This window comes from Pseudomonas sp. C9, from assembly GCF_002000165.1.
Taxonomy (GTDB): Bacteria; Pseudomonadota; Gammaproteobacteria; order Pseudomonadales; family Pseudomonadaceae; genus Aquipseudomonas.
Genome location: NZ_MPAK01000001.1, coordinates 3,600,379 through 3,616,490, shown reverse-complemented (window position 1 = coordinate 3,616,490; position 16,112 = coordinate 3,600,379). Strand labels below are relative to the sequence as shown.

At 59.3% G+C, this 16,112-nt stretch carries 19 protein-coding genes, 1 pseudogene and 1 riboswitch; of the genes and pseudogenes, 9 read left to right on the top strand and 11 right to left on the bottom strand.

The genetic code is table 11. The features are described 5' to 3' along the window. Positions 1-41: 41 nt before the first annotated feature. Positions 42-164, top strand: a riboswitch (yybP-ykoY riboswitch). Between the two features lie 93 nt (positions 165-257). Beyond that, positions 258-839, top strand: a complete 582-nt coding sequence (locus BMS17_RS16930; RefSeq protein WP_046030240.1) for a TMEM165/GDT1 family protein — start codon at positions 258-260, stop codon at positions 837-839. 122 nt (positions 840-961) lie between these two features. Here BMS17_RS16930 and BMS17_RS16925 read toward each other — a convergent pair whose 3' ends face one another. After that, positions 962-1,777, bottom strand: coding sequence for a M48 family metallopeptidase (locus BMS17_RS16925; RefSeq protein ID WP_046030226.1), 816 nt, complete (start codon positions 1,775-1,777; stop codon positions 962-964). 214 nt (positions 1,778-1,991) lie between these two features. On the opposite strand from BMS17_RS16925, the pseudogene BMS17_RS30960 reads away from it, so the two are divergent. Together BMS17_RS30960 and BMS17_RS30955 are read left to right on the top strand one after the other, a co-directional pair. After that, a pseudogene (locus tag BMS17_RS30960) lies at positions 1,992-3,278 on the top strand (HAMP domain-containing protein); the annotation flags it as partial. A 12-nt stretch (positions 3,279-3,290) separates the two neighbouring features. Continuing rightward, positions 3,291-4,133, top strand: coding sequence for a methyl-accepting chemotaxis protein (locus BMS17_RS30955; protein WP_371916729.1), 843 nt, complete (start codon positions 3,291-3,293; stop codon positions 4,131-4,133). 114 nt (positions 4,134-4,247) lie between these two features. Here BMS17_RS30955 and BMS17_RS16910 read toward each other — a convergent pair whose 3' ends face one another. From BMS17_RS16910 to BMS17_RS16900, 3 genes are read right to left on the bottom strand one after another with little or no spacing between them, the layout of a single operon-like run. After that, complete coding sequence (locus BMS17_RS16910) at positions 4,248-4,871, bottom strand: SOS response-associated peptidase (protein ID WP_046030223.1); 624 nt, start codon at positions 4,869-4,871, stop codon at positions 4,248-4,250. Positions 4,872-4,906: 35 nt separating this feature from the next. After that, on the bottom strand, positions 4,907-5,167 hold the full coding sequence (locus tag BMS17_RS16905; protein WP_046030221.1) for a putative signal transducing protein: 261 nt from the start codon (positions 5,165-5,167) through the stop codon (positions 4,907-4,909). A gap of 9 nt (positions 5,168-5,176) precedes the next feature. Next, positions 5,177-5,359, bottom strand: a complete 183-nt coding sequence (locus tag BMS17_RS16900) for a CPXCG motif-containing cysteine-rich protein (protein ID WP_077431276.1) — start codon at positions 5,357-5,359, stop codon at positions 5,177-5,179. Between the two features lie 139 nt (positions 5,360-5,498). Between BMS17_RS16900 and BMS17_RS16895 the strand changes: the two genes are divergently transcribed. Next, the gene (locus BMS17_RS16895; RefSeq protein WP_077431275.1) at positions 5,499-6,665 is read left to right on the top strand and encodes a 1-acyl-sn-glycerol-3-phosphate acyltransferase; all 1,167 of its coding nucleotides are present in this window, start codon (positions 5,499-5,501) and stop codon (positions 6,663-6,665) included. A gap of 64 nt (positions 6,666-6,729) precedes the next feature. Here the strand turns inward: BMS17_RS16895 and BMS17_RS16890 are convergent, their stop codons facing one another. Further along, entirely contained in the window at positions 6,730-7,008 is a 279-nt protein-coding gene (locus tag BMS17_RS16890; protein ID WP_046030208.1) for a hypothetical protein, read from the bottom strand. 194 nt (positions 7,009-7,202) lie between these two features. Between BMS17_RS16890 and BMS17_RS16885 the strand changes: the two genes are divergently transcribed. Beyond that, positions 7,203-7,409, top strand: coding sequence for a hypothetical protein (locus tag BMS17_RS16885; protein ID WP_046030206.1), 207 nt, complete (start codon positions 7,203-7,205; stop codon positions 7,407-7,409). Between the two features lie 181 nt (positions 7,410-7,590). On the opposite strand, the gene BMS17_RS16880 is transcribed toward BMS17_RS16885, so the two are convergent. Further along, on the bottom strand, positions 7,591-8,175 hold the full coding sequence (locus tag BMS17_RS16880) for a YajG family lipoprotein (RefSeq protein WP_046030238.1): 585 nt from the start codon (positions 8,173-8,175) through the stop codon (positions 7,591-7,593). A 205-nt stretch (positions 8,176-8,380) separates the two neighbouring features. Here BMS17_RS16880 and BMS17_RS16875 point away from each other — a divergent pair, with 205 nt between their 5' ends. Further along, on the top strand, positions 8,381-8,614 hold the full coding sequence (locus BMS17_RS16875) for a hypothetical protein (RefSeq protein WP_046030204.1): 234 nt from the start codon (positions 8,381-8,383) through the stop codon (positions 8,612-8,614). Positions 8,615-9,351: 737 nt separating this feature from the next. After that, the gene (mqo, locus tag BMS17_RS16870; RefSeq protein WP_077431274.1) at positions 9,352-10,860 is read left to right on the top strand and encodes a malate dehydrogenase (quinone); all 1,509 of its coding nucleotides are present in this window, start codon (positions 9,352-9,354) and stop codon (positions 10,858-10,860) included. A gap of 96 nt (positions 10,861-10,956) precedes the next feature. On the opposite strand, the gene BMS17_RS16865 is transcribed toward mqo, so the two are convergent. From BMS17_RS16865 to BMS17_RS16850, 4 genes are all read right to left on the bottom strand, one after another. Then, positions 10,957-11,244, bottom strand: a complete 288-nt coding sequence (locus tag BMS17_RS16865) for a PA4642 family protein (protein WP_046030198.1) — start codon at positions 11,242-11,244, stop codon at positions 10,957-10,959. A gap of 63 nt (positions 11,245-11,307) precedes the next feature. Continuing rightward, the gene (locus BMS17_RS16860) at positions 11,308-11,793 is read right to left on the bottom strand and encodes a hypothetical protein (protein ID WP_077431273.1); all 486 of its coding nucleotides are present in this window, start codon (positions 11,791-11,793) and stop codon (positions 11,308-11,310) included. Positions 11,794-11,872: 79 nt separating this feature from the next. Next, the gene (locus BMS17_RS16855; protein ID WP_077431272.1) at positions 11,873-12,346 is read right to left on the bottom strand and encodes a WbuC family cupin fold metalloprotein; all 474 of its coding nucleotides are present in this window, start codon (positions 12,344-12,346) and stop codon (positions 11,873-11,875) included. 3 nt (positions 12,347-12,349) lie between these two features. Continuing rightward, entirely contained in the window at positions 12,350-12,907 is a 558-nt protein-coding gene (locus BMS17_RS16850) for a hypoxanthine-guanine phosphoribosyltransferase (RefSeq protein ID WP_046030190.1), read from the bottom strand. Positions 12,908-13,071: 164 nt separating this feature from the next. Here BMS17_RS16850 and upp point away from each other — a divergent pair, with 164 nt between their 5' ends. Next, a complete protein-coding gene (gene upp, locus BMS17_RS16845; RefSeq protein ID WP_077431271.1) occupies positions 13,072-13,710 on the top strand; it encodes a uracil phosphoribosyltransferase in 639 nt (212 codons plus the stop codon). A 2-nt stretch (positions 13,711-13,712) separates the two neighbouring features. Next, complete coding sequence (locus tag BMS17_RS16840) at positions 13,713-14,987, top strand: uracil-xanthine permease family protein (RefSeq protein WP_046030185.1); 1,275 nt, start codon at positions 13,713-13,715, stop codon at positions 14,985-14,987. An 89-nt stretch (positions 14,988-15,076) separates the two neighbouring features. Here the strand turns inward: BMS17_RS16840 and hemH are convergent, their stop codons facing one another. Beyond that, positions 15,077-16,099, bottom strand: a complete 1,023-nt coding sequence (gene hemH / locus BMS17_RS16835; RefSeq protein ID WP_046030184.1) for a ferrochelatase — start codon at positions 16,097-16,099, stop codon at positions 15,077-15,079. Between the last annotated feature and the right edge of the window lie 13 nt (positions 16,100-16,112).

The following is a 16,112-nucleotide window of genomic DNA, read 5'->3' as shown; positions in this document are numbered from 1 at the left end:
TAAATAAGTGCTTGCCTAACGGATTGTGCCTAGGCAGAATCCGCTCCGTCCTAGGGGAGTAGTCTCCCACGAGCGCCATGCTCGTCCGGCATACGTCAACATACTTGGTCCTCAGACCATGGCGTATGCGACCCAAGCGTCCGCATCAGACGGATCGCAGGGTTTGACAAGACCTATGACACGAACACCTTACCCGGGGCGGGAAGGCTGTACGTGTCATAGCCGTGTCGACCCGCCCCTTAGGAAAAACCCTGATGATGCTGGATTCACTTCTCGTTCCTACCGCAATCGTTGCCTTGGCCGAAATCGGCGACAAGACGCAACTGCTCGCGCTCATTCTCGCTGCCCGCTTTCGCAAGCCCTGGCCAATCATCGCCGGCATCGTCGCCGCGACCCTGGCCAACCACGCAGCCGCCGGTGCGGTAGGTGCCTGGTTCGGCAGTTTCTTCTCGAATGCGACGCTGCACTGGATCCTGGCCGCCAGCTTCACCGCCACCGCCCTGTGGACCCTGGTACCGGACAAGATGGACGACGACGTCAGCACCGCGCGCAAGTTCGGGCCGTTCCTGACCACATTGATCGCCTTCTTCCTGGCGGAAATGGGTGACAAGACCCAAGTCGCTACCGTGATGCTGGCGGCGCAATACCCGGATTTGTGGCTGGTCATCATCGGCACCACCGCCGGCATGCTGATTGCCAACGTACCGGTGGTACTGGCGGGTAACTTTGCCGCAGACAAGCTGCCGTTGACCCTGATCCGTCGCCTGGCGGCGTCGGCATTCCTTATCTTGGCGATTGTGGCGGTGTACAAGGCGATGCAGAGCAGCGGTTGGGTTTGATGCGTTAAGACGGTAGACCGCGTTATCGTTCATCGCGGGCAAGCCCGCTCCCACATTTGACCGAGTTCCAATGCAGGAGCGAGCCTGCTCGCGATGAGGCCCTCACTGGCGATACAAAAACATCACGATTTGCGCGCGTTCTCGTACAACGGCATCACCTTCGGAATCGCCGCCTGCAACGCTGCGGTGCGGCTGCTGGAAGAAGGGTGAGTGCTGAGGAACTCGGGTGGCGCACCTTCGTCAGCCTTGCTCATCTTTTCCCACAGGGTGATCGCCGCATTCGGGTTGTAGCCCGCACGCGCCGCCAGCTCCAGGCCAATCAGGTCTGCTTCGTTTTCATTGGTGCGACTGTTGGGCAAGGTCATCAACAGGTTCACGCCGTTATTCCCTGCCTCGACCATCAAGGCGGGTGCACCCGCCGCTATCGCCAATTGCTGCGCGAGACTCACGCCATAGGCTTTGGATAACGCTTCACGGCCATGCTCGCGCAAGGCGTGGGCGATTTCATGCCCCATCACCGCAGCCAGTTCGTCGTCGGTCAGTTGCAGTTTGTCGATCAGACCGGTGTACACAATGATCTTCCCGCCAGGACCGCAGTTGGCGTTCATATCCTCACTCTTGATCAGATTGACCTCCCACTGCCATTGCGCGGCATCCGGGCGAAACGTTGGCGCCTGGGCGATGAGACGATCGGCAATCGCCTGAACACGCGTGGCTTCAGTACTGGTCTTGTCGAGGACGTTTTTGTTGCTCGCTTCCCCCAGGGTCTGCTTGTAATCCTGCGCGTAGGACTGATTGACCTGTGCGCTCGACAATAATGTGGTCATGTGTTGCTGGCGAACGACGCCGACTTCACCCGCACTGGTCGTGTTGACGGTCTCGCAGCCGTTAAGCAGCAACGCTGAACCCAACACGCACGCAACCAGAGACTTGTTCATCACGGCACTCCTTCAAATCCGCCGCCCCGACTGGGGATGACGGTAGTAGCAAAAAATTCATACAGCACTGACTGCCTTGCAGCACAAAGGTTCGACACCTTTCTGATTGCGACACGGGCACATCCAAAACAGTCATTTAAGCCGCACTTGCTCATTGCTGACTGCCCCGCTGCCGATACACCACCGCAGACGTCCTCTTGCGTGCGGAGCACCCATGAAATTCAAGTCGATCCAGTTCTCCGTAGCGGCCCTTGCTGGCGCCATCGTACTTAGCGTAGTAGCAGCCCTGGTGCTGTACGCGCTGTTTTCCGGCGCACGAACGCAAGACATGGTCCAGGAACGGACCCAGGCGCAATTCGAGCAAGTCATCGAACAACGCCTGACGTCCCTGGCGCAAACCCAGGTCAGCCAGATCCAGCGCGAACTTGAAGCGCCACTGCTGATTGCCGGGGGACTGGTGCGGGTCAACGCACTGATCGGGACCCCGGGCGCCGATGGCCAGCCACAACTGACCGTCAGCCGCGAGCAGTTGATCAGCCTGATCAAGGAAAACGTGGTCAAGAACCCGAAGATCCTCGGCACCTACATCGGCTGGGAAAAAAACGCTCTCGACCACAACGATGCGGCCTACGTCGGCACCCAAGTGAACGGCATCGACGCCAGCAACGGGCGCTTCCTGCCGTGGTGGTTCCGCAATGAGGACGGCACCCTTGGCCTGGACAAACTGGTGGACGTCGACGACCAGAAAACCCTGTCCACCGGCGTGCGCGCCAGCGAGTACTACCTGTGCTCCAAGGAAACCAAAAAATCCTGCGTGATCGATCCGGCGCCCTACAAGGTCGGCGACAAAGTCGTCATGCTCGCCTCGTTTATTGAACCGATCATGCTCAACGGCGCCTTCCAGGGCATCGTCGGCGCCGACCTGTCAGTGAACTTCATTCAGGAAATGCTCCTGGGCGCGAATCACAAACTGTACCGCGGTGCCGGGGAAATGGCGCTGATCGGCGGCAACGGCCGAATTGTTGCCTACACCAAAGACCCGAGCAAATTCGGTGAAAAGGTCAGCGACATCCTCGACAGCCAACAGATTGCCAACATGGCCAACCTCAAGCGCGGCGAAGTGACCTACACCGTCGACCAGGCCCAAGGGCGGATCGAGTTGTACCTGCCGTTCGGCATTGGCCAGACCGACGCCCGCTGGACCTTGATGTTGCAACTGCCGCTGAATGCGGTGATGGCCGACCTGCAAAAACTGCAGGCCGACCTGAACGCCCAGCGCAAATCCGACACGTTCGGCATGGCCATGGTCGGTTTGTTGATCGCCGGTGTCGGCTTGCTGGTGATCTGGCTGGTGGGCCACGGCATTGCCCGGCCACTCAAGCAAATGGTCGCCATGCTCGACGACATCGCCAAAGGCGAAGGCGACCTGACACGCCGTCTGACCAGTGACCGCGCCGATGAATTGGGCTCGATCGCCAAAGGCTTCAATACGTTCCTGGCCAAATTGCAGGCGATGATCACGCAGGTGGTGACCTCGGTGCAGAGTGTCAGTGACTCCTCGGAACACACCGCCGACATCGCCATCCGTACCAACATCGGCGTGCAGAAACAAATGGCCGAGATCGACCAGGTGGCCACGGCAGTGCATGAAATGACCGCCACCGCCCAGGACGTGGCACGTAACGCCACCCAGGCTGCGCAAGCGGCCAGTCATGCTGATCAGGCGGCGGCCCAAGGTATGCAAATTGTGCGGGACACCTCGAACTCGATTGGCGTGCTGGCCGTGGAAATTGGCAAGGCTGTCGGCGTGGTGCAAACACTGGCCAAGGACAGCGAGAACATCAACGCGATCCTCACGGCCATTCGCGGAATCGCCGAACAGACCAACCTGCTGGCCTTAAACGCCGCCATCGAAGCGGCCCGCGCCGGTGAACAGGGCCGTGGATTTGCGGTGGTGGCCGATGAAGTGCGCAACCTGGCGCAAAAGACCCAGAAGGCCACCGAAGAAATCCAGACCATGATTCAGCAACTGCAACAAGGCACCCGCGACGTGGTGCGGGTTATGGAAGACAGCCAGAACCGCACGGACGAAAGCGTGCAGCATGCGGCGAAAGCGGCCGAGGCGCTGGAAACCATTACGCAGGCGGTGTCGGTGATCAATGACATGAACACCCAGATTGCCAGTGCGGCCGAGGAACAGAGTGCAGTCGCCGATGACATCAACCGTAACGTGATCAACATTGGGCAAGTGGCCAATGAAGTGGCTGGCGGGGCGGATGAATCAAGTGCGGCGAGTGCGGATTTGACCAAACTGGCCGAACAACAGCGGCGGTTGATCAATCAGTTCAAGGTTTAGTGTGTTGCGATCGTTCCCACGCTCTGCGTGGGAGTGAATCCCGTGACGCTCCGCGTCACTTTGGACGCGGAGCGTCCATGGCGGCATTCCCACGCGGAGCGTGGGAACGATCAATCAGCCGGGGGTCAGACACTCCGGCGCATTCAGCTTCGGATCATTCACCAGATTGGCCAGCACCCGCTCGCGCAACGCGGCGGGTTCACTGGCGAGCAATGCCTGCAACACATGCAACGGCGTCTCGGGATCGAGCCACGCCTCCTGCCCCGCCGCATCGAGAATCAACGGTCGCCGCTGGCTCGACGCCGGTTGCGTAATCACCGCAGTGCTCAGCCATACCTGCTCCTGCACCGGGTACGCTTCCCAGATAGCGGCAAAAAACAGCGAAGAGCCCTCCCCCGGCGTCAACCAGTACGGGCGCTTGCGCGTGGTCCCGCGCCATTCATAGAAACCGTTGGCTGGCAGCAGGCAACGACGTTCACGAAAGGCCTGGCGGAACATCGGTTGCTCCGCCACGGTTTCGGCACGGGCGTGAGCCGGAGTGCGGGACAGGTCGGTCAGCCATGGCGGCGTCAGGCCCCAGCGGGCACGGGCCAGTTCACGCTGGCCTTCGGCACCAGCGCGCAGCATCAATACCGAGTCGTTGGGGGAGATATTCCACTGGGCCTGCTGATCGGCGGGAAAACCGGGCAGGGCCGCGAAGGCGGGGTTCCAGCGAAACAGGGCATAACGTCCACACATGGGCTGACACGACTCTTGATCAAACGAACGCCAGCCTAACAGACCAGCGTGCCGGGAAAGCTCTCGGGTTCATCGCCAGGCAGCGGCAGCGCGGCATTGTACGCGGTGATCAGCTCGCGGGCGTACTCGGCCTGGTCGTTATCCACCGACAGGCCCAACAGGCCAAAGATCGGCAGTTCGCCCGTGCCGCCGAGCAAATCACGCCCCACCAGATGCGCCTCGACGCCCTCGCTGGCCAACATGCCTTGCAGCAACTCGCCTTCCATCAGGTTTTCAGGTTCGTAGATGCGCTGCATAGACACCCCTCATTCGTTTTCACTGAAGACTTCGAGATGCCATTCGCCTTCATGAACCTGTAAAACAAAGGTAATCGGCCGACAACAGACCTGACAGTCTTCAATATAGGTCTGATCGCCACCGGACAAGTCCAGCGTCGTCTCGACCTCTTCACCGCAATACGGACATTCATACAGCGCAGGTTCCAGCATCGCGGTCTCCCAAGTGACTTGTGCGTATAATCGCCGGTCTATTTGCAGGGCTATTTTTGTCTGGCTAATTTTTCAGACCGTGCCCCGCTGGTTTTCGATCAAAACCTTTACTTACCCTAGCCGTTTCTAACAAGAGAGCATGATGGGCGAATTCGATGCCATCCGACCTTACGACGATAGCGAAGTCCCAGCGGTACTGGACAGGCTGCTCGGCGACAAGGCGTTTCTAGATATCCTCACCCACTTCCGCTTCCCGCGTTTTGCCGGCACTTTGGGCTGGATGCTTAAACCTCTTATAGCTCATCGGCTGCGTCGAGAGTTCGCCGGTGTGACATCGGTAGCCACATTGCAGGACAAGGTCGAGATGTACGTCGACCACACCATCGAACGCGCGACCGACGGTGTCACGTACACCGGTGTCGAACAGTTCAAGTCCGGCAGCGCTTACTTGTTCATCGCCAACCACCGCGACATCGTGATGGATCCGGCCTTCGTCAACTACGCCGTGTATCACGCAGGCCTGCCGACACCGCGCATCGCGATCGGCGACAACCTGCTGCAAAAGCCCTTCGTCAGCGACCTGATGCGCCTGAACAAGAGCTTCATCGTGCACCGTTCGATCACCGGTCGTCGCGAGAAGATGGCGGCCTATCAACTGCTGTCGGCCTACATCAACCACTCGATCCGCAACGATTGCGCCTCGATCTGGATCGCCCAGGCCGAAGGCCGGGCGAAAGACGGCGACGACCGCACCGAATCGGCCATCCTCAAAATGTTCCACATGAGCCGCAAGGACGAGCCGTTCGGCGAAGTCATTCAGTCGCTGAACCTCACCCCGGTGTCGATCAGCTATGAATACGACCCGTGCGATCAGGCCAAGGCACGCGAGTTGTTTATCCGCGCCACCACCGGCAGCTACACCAAAGTACCGGGCGAAGACGATGTGAGCATCGCCAAGGGCATCACGGGCTACAAGGGCCGGGTCCATGTGAACTTCGCCGCGCCGATCACCGAGCTGTTTGATGACACCAAGCAATTGGCGGTCGAGATGGACAAGCAGATTCTGGGCGGCTACCGGTTGTTCCCGGTGCATTACCTGGCTTACGCCCAGTGGACAGACGCCGACCCGCAATTGCAGGTGCCGACAGCGTCGCAAGTGTTTGCGGCCGATGAGTTGGCCAAGGCGCAGGAAGAGTGGCAGCGCCGTCTGGAGGCCTGCCCGATGGAACATCGCCCATTCATGGTGCTGCAATATGCGACGCCGGTGCGTAATCAGTACCGCGTCAAGGCAGGCTTGCCGCTGTAAGGTTTTTGGCTGGATACGACAACGGCGCCTTCGGGCGCCGTTTTCATTGCTGCGTTGTTTGCTGTCAAACCCGCGTGCTGATCCACGACACCAGCAACGCAAGCCCCAGGCAGGCAAAACCGAAGCGATAGAAAAAGCGGTTCATGCGCAAGGTCGCCCAATCGAGGGTCGGCTCGATGCCAGGCTGGCTCTGGCGCTGGGCCAGGATACTGGCCATGGCACGTTGCTCGCGACGACGGGTTGCATGCAGCAGCCAACCGCCCGGGAAGGCAAGCAGCAAGGCCAGCAGATTGACCAGCTTGGCGGGATGGGCAGTAAACAGCGTCATCAAATGCAGCGACATCACGGACCTCAAGCAAAACAGGTGTGGCAGACGTCGAACCGACGACGGCGGCGCGGATTCTACCGAAAGCCTCTGCGCCTGCACTTGCTTTACGACAAATAACTCACCATTTGGCAGATTCCTGTCCTGCGTCACGGCTTCGTCATCTGAATCCGTCAGTCTGCGGCCCCACGCAAACAGACATGGAAACCGTCATGCTTCACGCCGAAAACCAGGACCGCCTCTACCTCATTGCCCCAAGCGACGAGCAACAAAACCTTGTGGGAAGCCTCGCCTTCAACGTTCAAGACCGTCACTGGCTTGTCTATTGCGCGCTGGGCGGGCATCAACATGCGGACTTGCCGGAAGCGGATTTGCTGACCGGTGTGAGCGTGCTGGACTTCTATTCCGAAGCGGCCTGACACCACCCCAACCTGTAGGAGCCGAGCTTGCTCGCGATGGCGGCATCACATTCAATATTGACGTTGACTGACAGTTCGCCATCGCGAGCAAGCTCGGCTCCTACAGGCCAACGGTGTATTGCAGACATAAAAAAGCCCGGGGCCATGGCTGGCTCCGGGCTTTGTTGATTCTGCGGAAAAGTTACTCGCCGAGAACCTGACCCACAGTCGGGTCCTTGAACAGTCGCGTCAACGCATCACTCAACACATCGCTGACCAGCTTGGTGTTGGTTTCCTGGTTGGGTGCCATACCAAAACGCTGATCCAGCGATGCACCGTAACGGCCGCTGTAACGACGGTTGGCGTTCTGCACATCGGAGCGGAACGTCGCACCGATGGTCGCTTCAGTCACATACATGCCTTCTTTAGGCGACTGATACTTCAGCTCGGTCAGGGTCACGGTGATTTGCGGGGCATTCATTGCATTGGCGTTCGGTGTGAAACCCAGCAACCGCACGGCCGCTTCGGCTTGCGCCTGCAACTTCGGCAGAATCTGCGCGCTCTGCACGGTAATCGCGCTGGTTTCCGGGTACAGGCCGCCGCGCGTGCCCAGCGTTGGCGACGGACGACCGTCCACCACGCGCACCACCACGGGCTGACCATGACCGACCGGTGCCAGCTGAGTCGTCAGCTTGGGTTCAGGGTTCAGTTGTTGCGGGCTGTGGGCGCAGCCGACGAGGGTCAAACTGGTCACAGTGATCAAACCGAACAACAGGCGTTGCAACATGCGCTTCTCTCCAGAATCAGGCACAAACAGGCTGGCAGTATAGCGGTGGGCCACTGCGGCGAACCAGTGGCCGTCAATCAATACAGAAATATCTGACATACCCTTGGGAAAGCGGTTCCTGTCACACACCTGTCATCGCCCATACACTCGCACGTAACGGCTAATGGGCAATCTTCACTGCAGTCACCTCACAAGGTTCTTCGCCATGCGCTATCTCGTCTCTTTGTTCGCGCCACGCCCACTGCATCGCTGCTTTGCCCTGCTCGACAGCAATGGTCATTGCCAGGCATTCAAGCAGTGCAGCCTCCAGCCGATGGGCGATGGCTGGGTCGAAATCGAAGAAATCCGCCTCAACTGGTTGCACCATCCCCTGCCGCCGAGTGCCCGGGTTAGCACCCGTCAGCCACGTGCACGAGCGCAACAACTGTTGACCACCTGACCAGACGCCTAATAAAAGTCATTAAACACGTCCATTTCCCTGCGTTTCTTAGATACAATCTCCCCCCGATTATAAGGACGTCTCCTGATCGGGCCTCGCAGCATCGTCAATGCCTCGGTATTGACACCCCGCACCGCCCACAGAGAGCCGCCCACACAGATCGAGTGAAGCTGGCGCGCTTGCTGCTCCTTGAGCAAAACCCCCACTTTTCGCGAATCTGCAGAGCTGTCATTACGCTCGGTCACTGAGCTGTTTGCCCGTTTTGCCAGTCATGTACCCCATGACGGCAATCCTTCCGGGCACGGTGCCAGGCAGGGACAGCCCTTTTTTGAGGTTCACGTCTTCAAAAGAGCGTGAAAAAAACGGGTTTTCACAACTTCACAAGAGTGTGGCGAGCAAATGAATAGTTTTGCGTCTGAACATGCACCATTAGCGTCTGAAACAGCCCAACGACACAGGACCGAGTACTCCTCGAACACCGGAGCCTGAAGCCTGTCCGCTACGGATTTGGTTGCACAAACGGATGTATCGACCATAAGTCGAATTGCCAGTCGCGTGTTGAAATGAGTTCATAGACCTCATTAGCCCGGCCGGTAGCGTCCGTCGAAGTTGCGAAAAATTGCGAAGATTCGGACATGGCGATACTGACATGGGTACCAGGGGCATCACTGACACGCCCCGGAACGCCTGGCAGCCATGCCGACAATTTGGTGCTGCAGATTTTGGAGACGCGTTAAATGGCGCATAACGAAGCAGTCGACGTAGTACTGGTTGGGGCCGGCATCATGAGTGCCACCCTTGCGGTATTGCTCAAAGAGCTCGACCCCGCGATCAAGCTGGAAGTCGTCGAGCTGATGGATTCCGGTGCCGCAGAGAGTTCCAACCCATGGAACAACGCCGGTACCGGTCACGCCGGGCTGTGTGAGCTCAACTACACGCCGCAGGCTGCCGATGGCACCGTCGACATCAAGAAAGCCGTGCACATCAACACCCAGTTCGAGGTGTCGAAGCAGTTTTGGTCCTACCTGACCAAAAAAGGCACGTTCGGCTCGTGCAAGACGTTCATCAGCCCGGTGCCGCACCTGAGCTTCGTGCAAGGTGAAAGCGGTATTTCCTTCCTCAAGGAACGCTTCAAGGTGCTGAGCAAGCACCACGCCTTCGCGGACATGGAATACACCGAAGACAAAGCCAAAATGGCCGACTGGATGCCGCTGATGATGCCGGGCCGTCCGGCCGACGAAGTCGTCGCCGCCACCCGCGTCTTGAATGGCACCGACGTCAACTTCGGCGCCCTGACCAATCAACTGCTCAAGCACCTGACCAGCGCACCCGATGCACAGGTCAAGTACTGCAAGCGCGTGACTGGCCTCAAGCGTAACAACGGTGGTTGGACCGTCAGCATCAAGGACGTCAACAGCGGCAATACCCGTGACGTCGACGCGAAGTTCGTCTTCCTGGGCGCTGGCGGCGCGGCGTTGCCGCTGCTGCAGGCCTCGGGCATCGAAGAAAGCAAAGGCTTCGGCGGCTTCCCGATCAGTGGCCAGTGGCTGCGTTGCGACAACCCGGAAGTGGTCAAGCACCACCAGGCCAAGGTTTACAGCCAGGCCGCCGTGGGTTCGCCACCAATGTCCGTACCTCACCTGGACACCCGCGTCGTTGACGGCAACAAGTCCCTGTTGTTCGGACCTTACGCCGGTTTCACCACCAAGTTCCTCAAGCACGGTTCCTTCATGGACCTGCCGATGTCGGTACGCGCTGGCAACATCGGCCCGATGCTGGCCGTGGCGAAAAACAACATGGACCTGACCAAGTACCTGGTCAGCGAAGTGATGCAGTCGATGGAGCAGCGCCTGGAATCCCTGCGTCGTTTCTACCCTGAAGCGAAAGCCGAAGACTGGCGCCTGGAAGTGGCCGGCCAACGTGTGCAGATCATCAAGAAAGACCCGAAAAAGGGCGGCGTTCTGCAGTTCGGTACCGAACTGGTCGCGGCCAAGGACGGTTCCCTTGCTGCCCTGCTCGGCGCCTCCCCAGGCGCTTCGGTGACGGTTTCGATCATGCTCGAGCTGATCGAAAAATGCTTCGCGGGCAAGACCAAGGGCGAATGGGCTGCCAAACTGGCGGAAATCTTCCCGGCCCGTGAGAAAGTCCTGGAAACCGATGCTGCGCTGTATCGCAAGATCAACACGCAGAACAACATCGCGCTGGAACTGGTTGAAGAAAGCAGCGAGACCCCAAGCTTCGCTTGATTGGGCCGCATAAAAAACGCCCCGCTCTCATTGAGAGCGGGGCGTTTTTTTATGGCCGGTAAAACCCGCGCCACACATATCGGTTTGGCTGGGAGATCAGCCGCGAGCCTTTTTGATCAGCTCGATGTAATCCGGGGCGTTGCGCTGATCCTGGATCAGGTCAACGAAGGTTTTGCCGTGCTCATCCTGGCCGTCAACGTCGAAGCCGGCTGCAACGAAGAACGTCAGAAAACGCTCGAAGTCATCGATTCGCAGGCCACGGTAGGCCTTGATCAATTTGTGCAGCGACGGCGAAGTGGCGTCGACTGGCTCGAAATCGAGGAACAACTTGATCTGCTCGTCGCCGATCTCGTCACCAATCACTTGCTTCTTATCTTTACGCATTGCCGACTCCAGCTCGCAGACATTTCACGGGGCGGGCAGTTTACCCCTCCCTTGCCGCCGGGCTCAACGCGGACGAGTGGCTGCGGTGTGTAAATCAGCCCAGACATGGCCATTGGCATAGCTCAAGAACTGGCAATACACCGTGTCATTGCGCAACAAGTCGATGGCGACCCGGTATTGCGCCAACGGGTAATACAGCGTCAGGGTTTTGCTTTTATCGTCGTAGACCGGCTTTTTCAGGCTTTTGCTTTCGCCATCGAAGTTGACCAGGACCTGGCTGATGGTCGCGCCTTTGTTCAGGGATTTACCCTTGAGACGGATCAACAACGGTGACGTGACCGGAATCGGCTGTTGACTGGATTGGCGTTGGCTACCCACGACCACGGAATACTCGGTGACCTGCATGAGCTGTTGCTGCTCGGGCTCCGCGTCGCGCAGGGTCAGGTCATCCGGTGGCAGGTACTGCGCGTGCATCGGCGCAGGTGCGGCGGCCAGGGGCAAACTGAGGGTCAGCAACACAGCGGCGCAACTGCGGATCAATAGACTCATGACGGGCTCCTGGGACGAAGCGGAGCACTGTAGCAGCTGCCGAAGGCTGCTACAGGAAATCGCGGTGGTGTACCGGACATCAATCGAATTGAGCGCGCATCCACGCCTGATACTCGGCCACACCCGGCTCACCTTCACGCGGCGCCCAGTGTGCGAGCTCACCTTCACCCACGGGACGGTAAGGACCGGCCTTGCACTCGAACATCAGGCTGTCGGCTTCCAGCACCACAATGCCGTGGAACACACCACCGGGCAGATCCACGCCGACACAATCACCACCGGCTTGCAGGATCTGCTTTGTCAGCAACGTGCCGGACTCATCGAAGATCAACACCCCAAGCCGCCCTTTGAGCACCAACAGGGTTTCAGCCTTGTTTTCACCCAGATGGCGGTGCGGCGGGATGTAGGTGTTCGGCTGCAGGCCTACGGCCATCCGATGACAGGCATCTTCCATCTGATGGAAGTTATGATGTTGACGCCCACGAGGATTAGCCGCCGCTTTCCCGGCCAAATCAGTGAACAAGGATTGATCAAGAAAGCGCGGCGTAGTCATCGTTTACATGCCTTTAACAGCGAAGATCCCGTTAGCGTTACGCCAGTAGCCTTTGTAATCCATGCCGTAACCGAAGATGTAGCGGTCGATGCACGGCAGGCCGACGAAATCGGCTTTCAGGTCCGGGCGAGCCTTGCGGTCGTGGTCTTTGTCGATCAACACGGCGGTGTGCACTTTGCGCGCGCCAGCGTGTTTGCAGAAATCGATGATCGCGCCCAGGGTGTGACCTTCGTCGAGGATGTCGTCGATGATCAGCACGTCACGGTCGATAAACGACACTTCCGGCTTGGCTTTCCAGAACAGCTCGCCGCCGCTGGTTTCATTGCGATAGCGGGTGGCGTGCAGGTAGGACGCTTCCAGCGGGAACTGTAAATGGGTGAGCAGCTTGCCGGCGAAAATCAGGCCGCCGTTCATCACACAGAACACCACTGGGTTAGTGTCTGCCAGTTGTTCGTTGATGTGTGCACCAACGCGGGCGATAGCCGCCTCGACTTCAGCTTCGGTGTACAGGCAGTCAGCCTCTCGCATGATTTGACGGATATGCTCGAGATCAGCGGACATGGCGCTCTCCAAGGGGTGGCGTATTCAGGAAAAGCGGGCAAAGGTACGCATCCCGCACGGTCAGATCAAGCGTTTGTGGACTAACGTTCTGTATGTCTATAGGACAACACCCTCGGATAGATTAATCTAGGCCGGTTTTTTTGCCCGCCGCCGGAGCCTTTCCCATGCCCATCCTCGAGATCCGCCACCCGCTGATCCGTCATAAACTTGGCCTCATGCGCCGTGCAGACATCAGCACCAAGAATTTCCGTGAGCTCGCTCAGGAAGTCGGCGCCCTGCTGACCTATGAAGCCACCAAAGACCTGCCGCTGGAAACCTACGATATCGAAGGCTGGTGCGGCACTGTGTCGGTCGAGAAAATCGCCGGCAAGAAAATTACTGTAGTACCGATTCTGCGCGCCGGTATCGGCATGCTCGAAGGCGTGCTGAGCCTGATCCCGGGCGCCAAAGTCAGCGCCGTGGGCGTGGCCCGTAACGAGAAAACCCTCGAAGCCCACACCTACCTGGAAAAACTGGTCCCGGAAATCGACGAACGCCTGGCCATGATCATCGACCCGATGCTCGCCACCGGCGGCTCGATGGTCGCCACCATTGACCTGCTGAAAAAGGCCGGTTGCAAGGACATCCGCGCCATGGTGCTGGTCGCCGCGCCGGAAGGCATTGCCGCGGTCGAGAAAGCTCACCCGGACGTGATTATCTACACTGCTTCCATCGATCAGAAACTCAACGAGCACGGCTACATCATCCCGGGCCTGGGCGATGCCGGAGACAAGATCTTCGGTACCAAGCAGAAGGACGCTTGAGCATGCAGCAAGAGTTCAACGATCCGCTCTGGCGCACGGTGCTGTCGGGTGCACAGATGCTGTTCGTGGCCTTCGGCGCCCTGGTGTTGATGCCGCTGATTACCGGCCTCGACCCGAACGTGGCGCTGTTCACCGCCGGCCTGGGGACGATTCTGTTCCAGATCGTCACCGGGCGTCAGGTGCCCGTGTTCCTGGCGTCGAGCTTTGCCTTCATCACCCCGATCATCCTCGCCAAGGGCCAGTTCGGCCTCGCGGCGACCATGGGCGGGGTGATGGCGGCGGGTTTCGTCTACACCTTCCTCGGCCTTGCCGTGAAGATCAAAGGCACCGGTTTCATCGACCGCCTGCTGCCACCGGTGGTGATTGGTCCAGTGATCATTTCCATCGGCCTGGCCATGGCGCCGATTGCCGCCAACATGGCGATGGGCAAGACCGGCGACGGCTCTGAGCTGATTCACTACCAGACGGCGATGCTGATTTCGATGCCGGCGCTGCTGACCACCCTGATCGTCGCGGTGTTTGGTAAAGGTATTTTCCGCCTGGTGCCAATCATCTCCGGTGTACTGGTCGGGTTTGCCATGGCGTTCTATTTCGGCGTGGTGGACACCGCAAAGATTGCCGCCGCACCGTGGTTCGCGATTCCGCACTTCACGGCACCCGAGTTCAACTGGCAAGCGATTCTGTTCATCGTTCCGGTCGCCCTGGCCCCGGCCATCGAGCACATCGGCGGCGTGATCGCCGTGGGTAGCGTCACCGGTCGCGATTATCTGAAGAAGCCTGGCCTGCACCGCACGTTGCTCGGCGATGGCATTGCCACCACCGCAGCCGGCTTGTTTGGCGGCCCACCCAACACCACGTACGCCGAAGTGACGGGCGCGGTGATGCTGACCAAGAACTACAACCCGAAAATCATGACCTGGGCGGCGATCTTTGCCATCAGCCTGGCATTCATCGGCAAATTCGGCGCGCTGCTGCAAAGCATTCCGGTGCCGGTCATGGGCGGGATTCTGTGCCTGTTGTTCGGCTCGATTGCGGCCGTGGGCATGAACACGCTGATTCGCCACAAGATCGATCTGGGCGAAGCGCGCAACCTGGTGATTGTGTCGGTGACCCTGGTGTTCGGGATTGGTGGTGTACTGGTCGGCACCGGGACCGGCCCGGACGACTTCGGCCTCAAAGGCATTGCGCTGTGCGCGGTGGTGGCGATTGCGCTGAACCTGATCCTGCCGGGTAATGACAGCTGGAAGCACAAGAAGGCGGATGATCCGCTGTTGTAAGTCGGCCTCAAGATAGCTATCGCGGGCAAGCCTTGCTCCTACAGGTTCTGTGTCGAACACTGTAGGAGCAAGGCTTGCCCGCGATGCCTTTAGAGGGCCAGCGGCGCTCGCTCACACAACGCGCTCAGCGCCCGCGCCCACTGCGGGTCATCATTGAGGCACGGTACCAGCACCAATTCCTCTCCTCCGGCTTCGCGGAACTGCTCCAGCCCGCGATCACCAATTTCTTCCAGCGTCTCGATGCAATCAGCCACGAACGCCGGGCACATCACCAGAATTTTCTTCACGCCGCTTTTGGCCAACTCATCAAGGCGCGCTTCGGTATAGGGCTCGATCCACTTGGCCCGGCCCAGACGCGACTGAAACGACACCGACCATTTGCCGTCCGGCAAGCCCATGCGCTTGGCAAATTCTGCCGCCGTACGCAGGCATTGCCCGCGATAACAGGTGGCGACCACTTCCGGCGGCGCCCCGGCGCAGCAATCACCACCCCCTTCAAAACTGTGGCCAGGGTTGAGCTTCTTCAGGTGCCGTTCCGGCAACCCGTGAAAGCTCAGCAGCAAGTGATCGTAATCCTGCGCCAGATGGGGCTTGGCCGTGGCCACCAGCGCATCGAGGTATTCCGGCTGATCGTAGAACGGCTGGAGAATCGACAACTGCAGGTCGAGCCCTTTCTCGCGCACAACACGCTTGGCCTCTTCGATGACTGTCGTGGTGGTGCTGTCGGCGAACTGTGGATAAAGCGGCGCCAGCGTGATTCGCCTGTGACCGGTCGCTGCCATGCGCACCAGCGTCGACTCGAGCGACGGCTCGCCGTAACGCATCGCCAATTCGACCGGACCGTGGGTCCACTGCGATGTCATGGCCTGCTGCAAACGACGGCTGAGCACCACCAGGGGCGAACCCTCTTCCCACCAGATCGACGCGTAGGCGTGGGCTGACTGCTCCGGGCGTTTGATCAGGATCAGCGACACCAGCAAGCGTCGCACTGGCCATGGCAGGTCGATCACATACGGGTCCATCAGAAATTGATTGAGGTAGCTGCGCACATCCGCCACCGAGGTGGAGGCAGGTGAACCCAGGTTAACCAGAAGCAATGCGTGATCGGTCATGCAACGTCCTATT

What these genes read in the sequence shown, in the direction of transcription:
- BMS17_RS16930 (WP_046030240.1), top strand. Translation starts at nt 258, where the DNA reads ATGCTGGATTCACTTCTCGTTCCTACCGCAATCGTTGCCTTGGCCGAA.
- BMS17_RS16925 (WP_046030226.1), bottom strand. Translation starts at nt 1,777, where the DNA reads ATGAACAAGTCTCTGGTTGCGTGCGTGTTGGGTTCAGCGTTGCTGCTT.
- BMS17_RS30955 (WP_371916729.1), top strand. Translation starts at nt 3,291, where the DNA reads ATGATCACGCAGGTGGTGACCTCGGTGCAGAGTGTCAGTGACTCCTCG.
- BMS17_RS16910 (WP_046030223.1), bottom strand. Translation starts at nt 4,871, where the DNA reads ATGTGTGGACGTTATGCCCTGTTTCGCTGGAACCCCGCCTTCGCGGCC.
- BMS17_RS16905 (WP_046030221.1), bottom strand. Translation starts at nt 5,167, where the DNA reads ATGCAGCGCATCTACGAACCTGAAAACCTGATGGAAGGCGAGTTGCTG.
- BMS17_RS16900 (WP_077431276.1), bottom strand. Translation starts at nt 5,359, where the DNA reads ATGCTGGAACCTGCGCTGTATGAATGTCCGTATTGCGGTGAAGAGGTC.
- BMS17_RS16895 (WP_077431275.1), top strand. Translation starts at nt 5,499, where the DNA reads ATGATGGGCGAATTCGATGCCATCCGACCTTACGACGATAGCGAAGTC.
- BMS17_RS16890 (WP_046030208.1), bottom strand. Translation starts at nt 7,008, where the DNA reads ATGTCGCTGCATTTGATGACGCTGTTTACTGCCCATCCCGCCAAGCTG.
- BMS17_RS16885 (WP_046030206.1), top strand. Translation starts at nt 7,203, where the DNA reads ATGCTTCACGCCGAAAACCAGGACCGCCTCTACCTCATTGCCCCAAGC.
- BMS17_RS16880 (WP_046030238.1), bottom strand. Translation starts at nt 8,175, where the DNA reads ATGTTGCAACGCCTGTTGTTCGGTTTGATCACTGTGACCAGTTTGACC.
- BMS17_RS16875 (WP_046030204.1), top strand. Translation starts at nt 8,381, where the DNA reads ATGCGCTATCTCGTCTCTTTGTTCGCGCCACGCCCACTGCATCGCTGC.
- mqo (WP_077431274.1), top strand. Translation starts at nt 9,352, where the DNA reads ATGGCGCATAACGAAGCAGTCGACGTAGTACTGGTTGGGGCCGGCATC.
- BMS17_RS16865 (WP_046030198.1), bottom strand. Translation starts at nt 11,244, where the DNA reads ATGCGTAAAGATAAGAAGCAAGTGATTGGTGACGAGATCGGCGACGAG.
- BMS17_RS16860 (WP_077431273.1), bottom strand. Translation starts at nt 11,793, where the DNA reads ATGAGTCTATTGATCCGCAGTTGCGCCGCTGTGTTGCTGACCCTCAGT.
- BMS17_RS16855 (WP_077431272.1), bottom strand. Translation starts at nt 12,346, where the DNA reads ATGACTACGCCGCGCTTTCTTGATCAATCCTTGTTCACTGATTTGGCC.
- BMS17_RS16850 (WP_046030190.1), bottom strand. Translation starts at nt 12,907, where the DNA reads ATGTCCGCTGATCTCGAGCATATCCGTCAAATCATGCGAGAGGCTGAC.
- upp (WP_077431271.1), top strand. Translation starts at nt 13,072, where the DNA reads ATGCCCATCCTCGAGATCCGCCACCCGCTGATCCGTCATAAACTTGGC.
- BMS17_RS16840 (WP_046030185.1), top strand. Translation starts at nt 13,713, where the DNA reads ATGCAGCAAGAGTTCAACGATCCGCTCTGGCGCACGGTGCTGTCGGGT.
- hemH (WP_046030184.1), bottom strand. Translation starts at nt 16,099, where the DNA reads ATGACCGATCACGCATTGCTTCTGGTTAACCTGGGTTCACCTGCCTCC.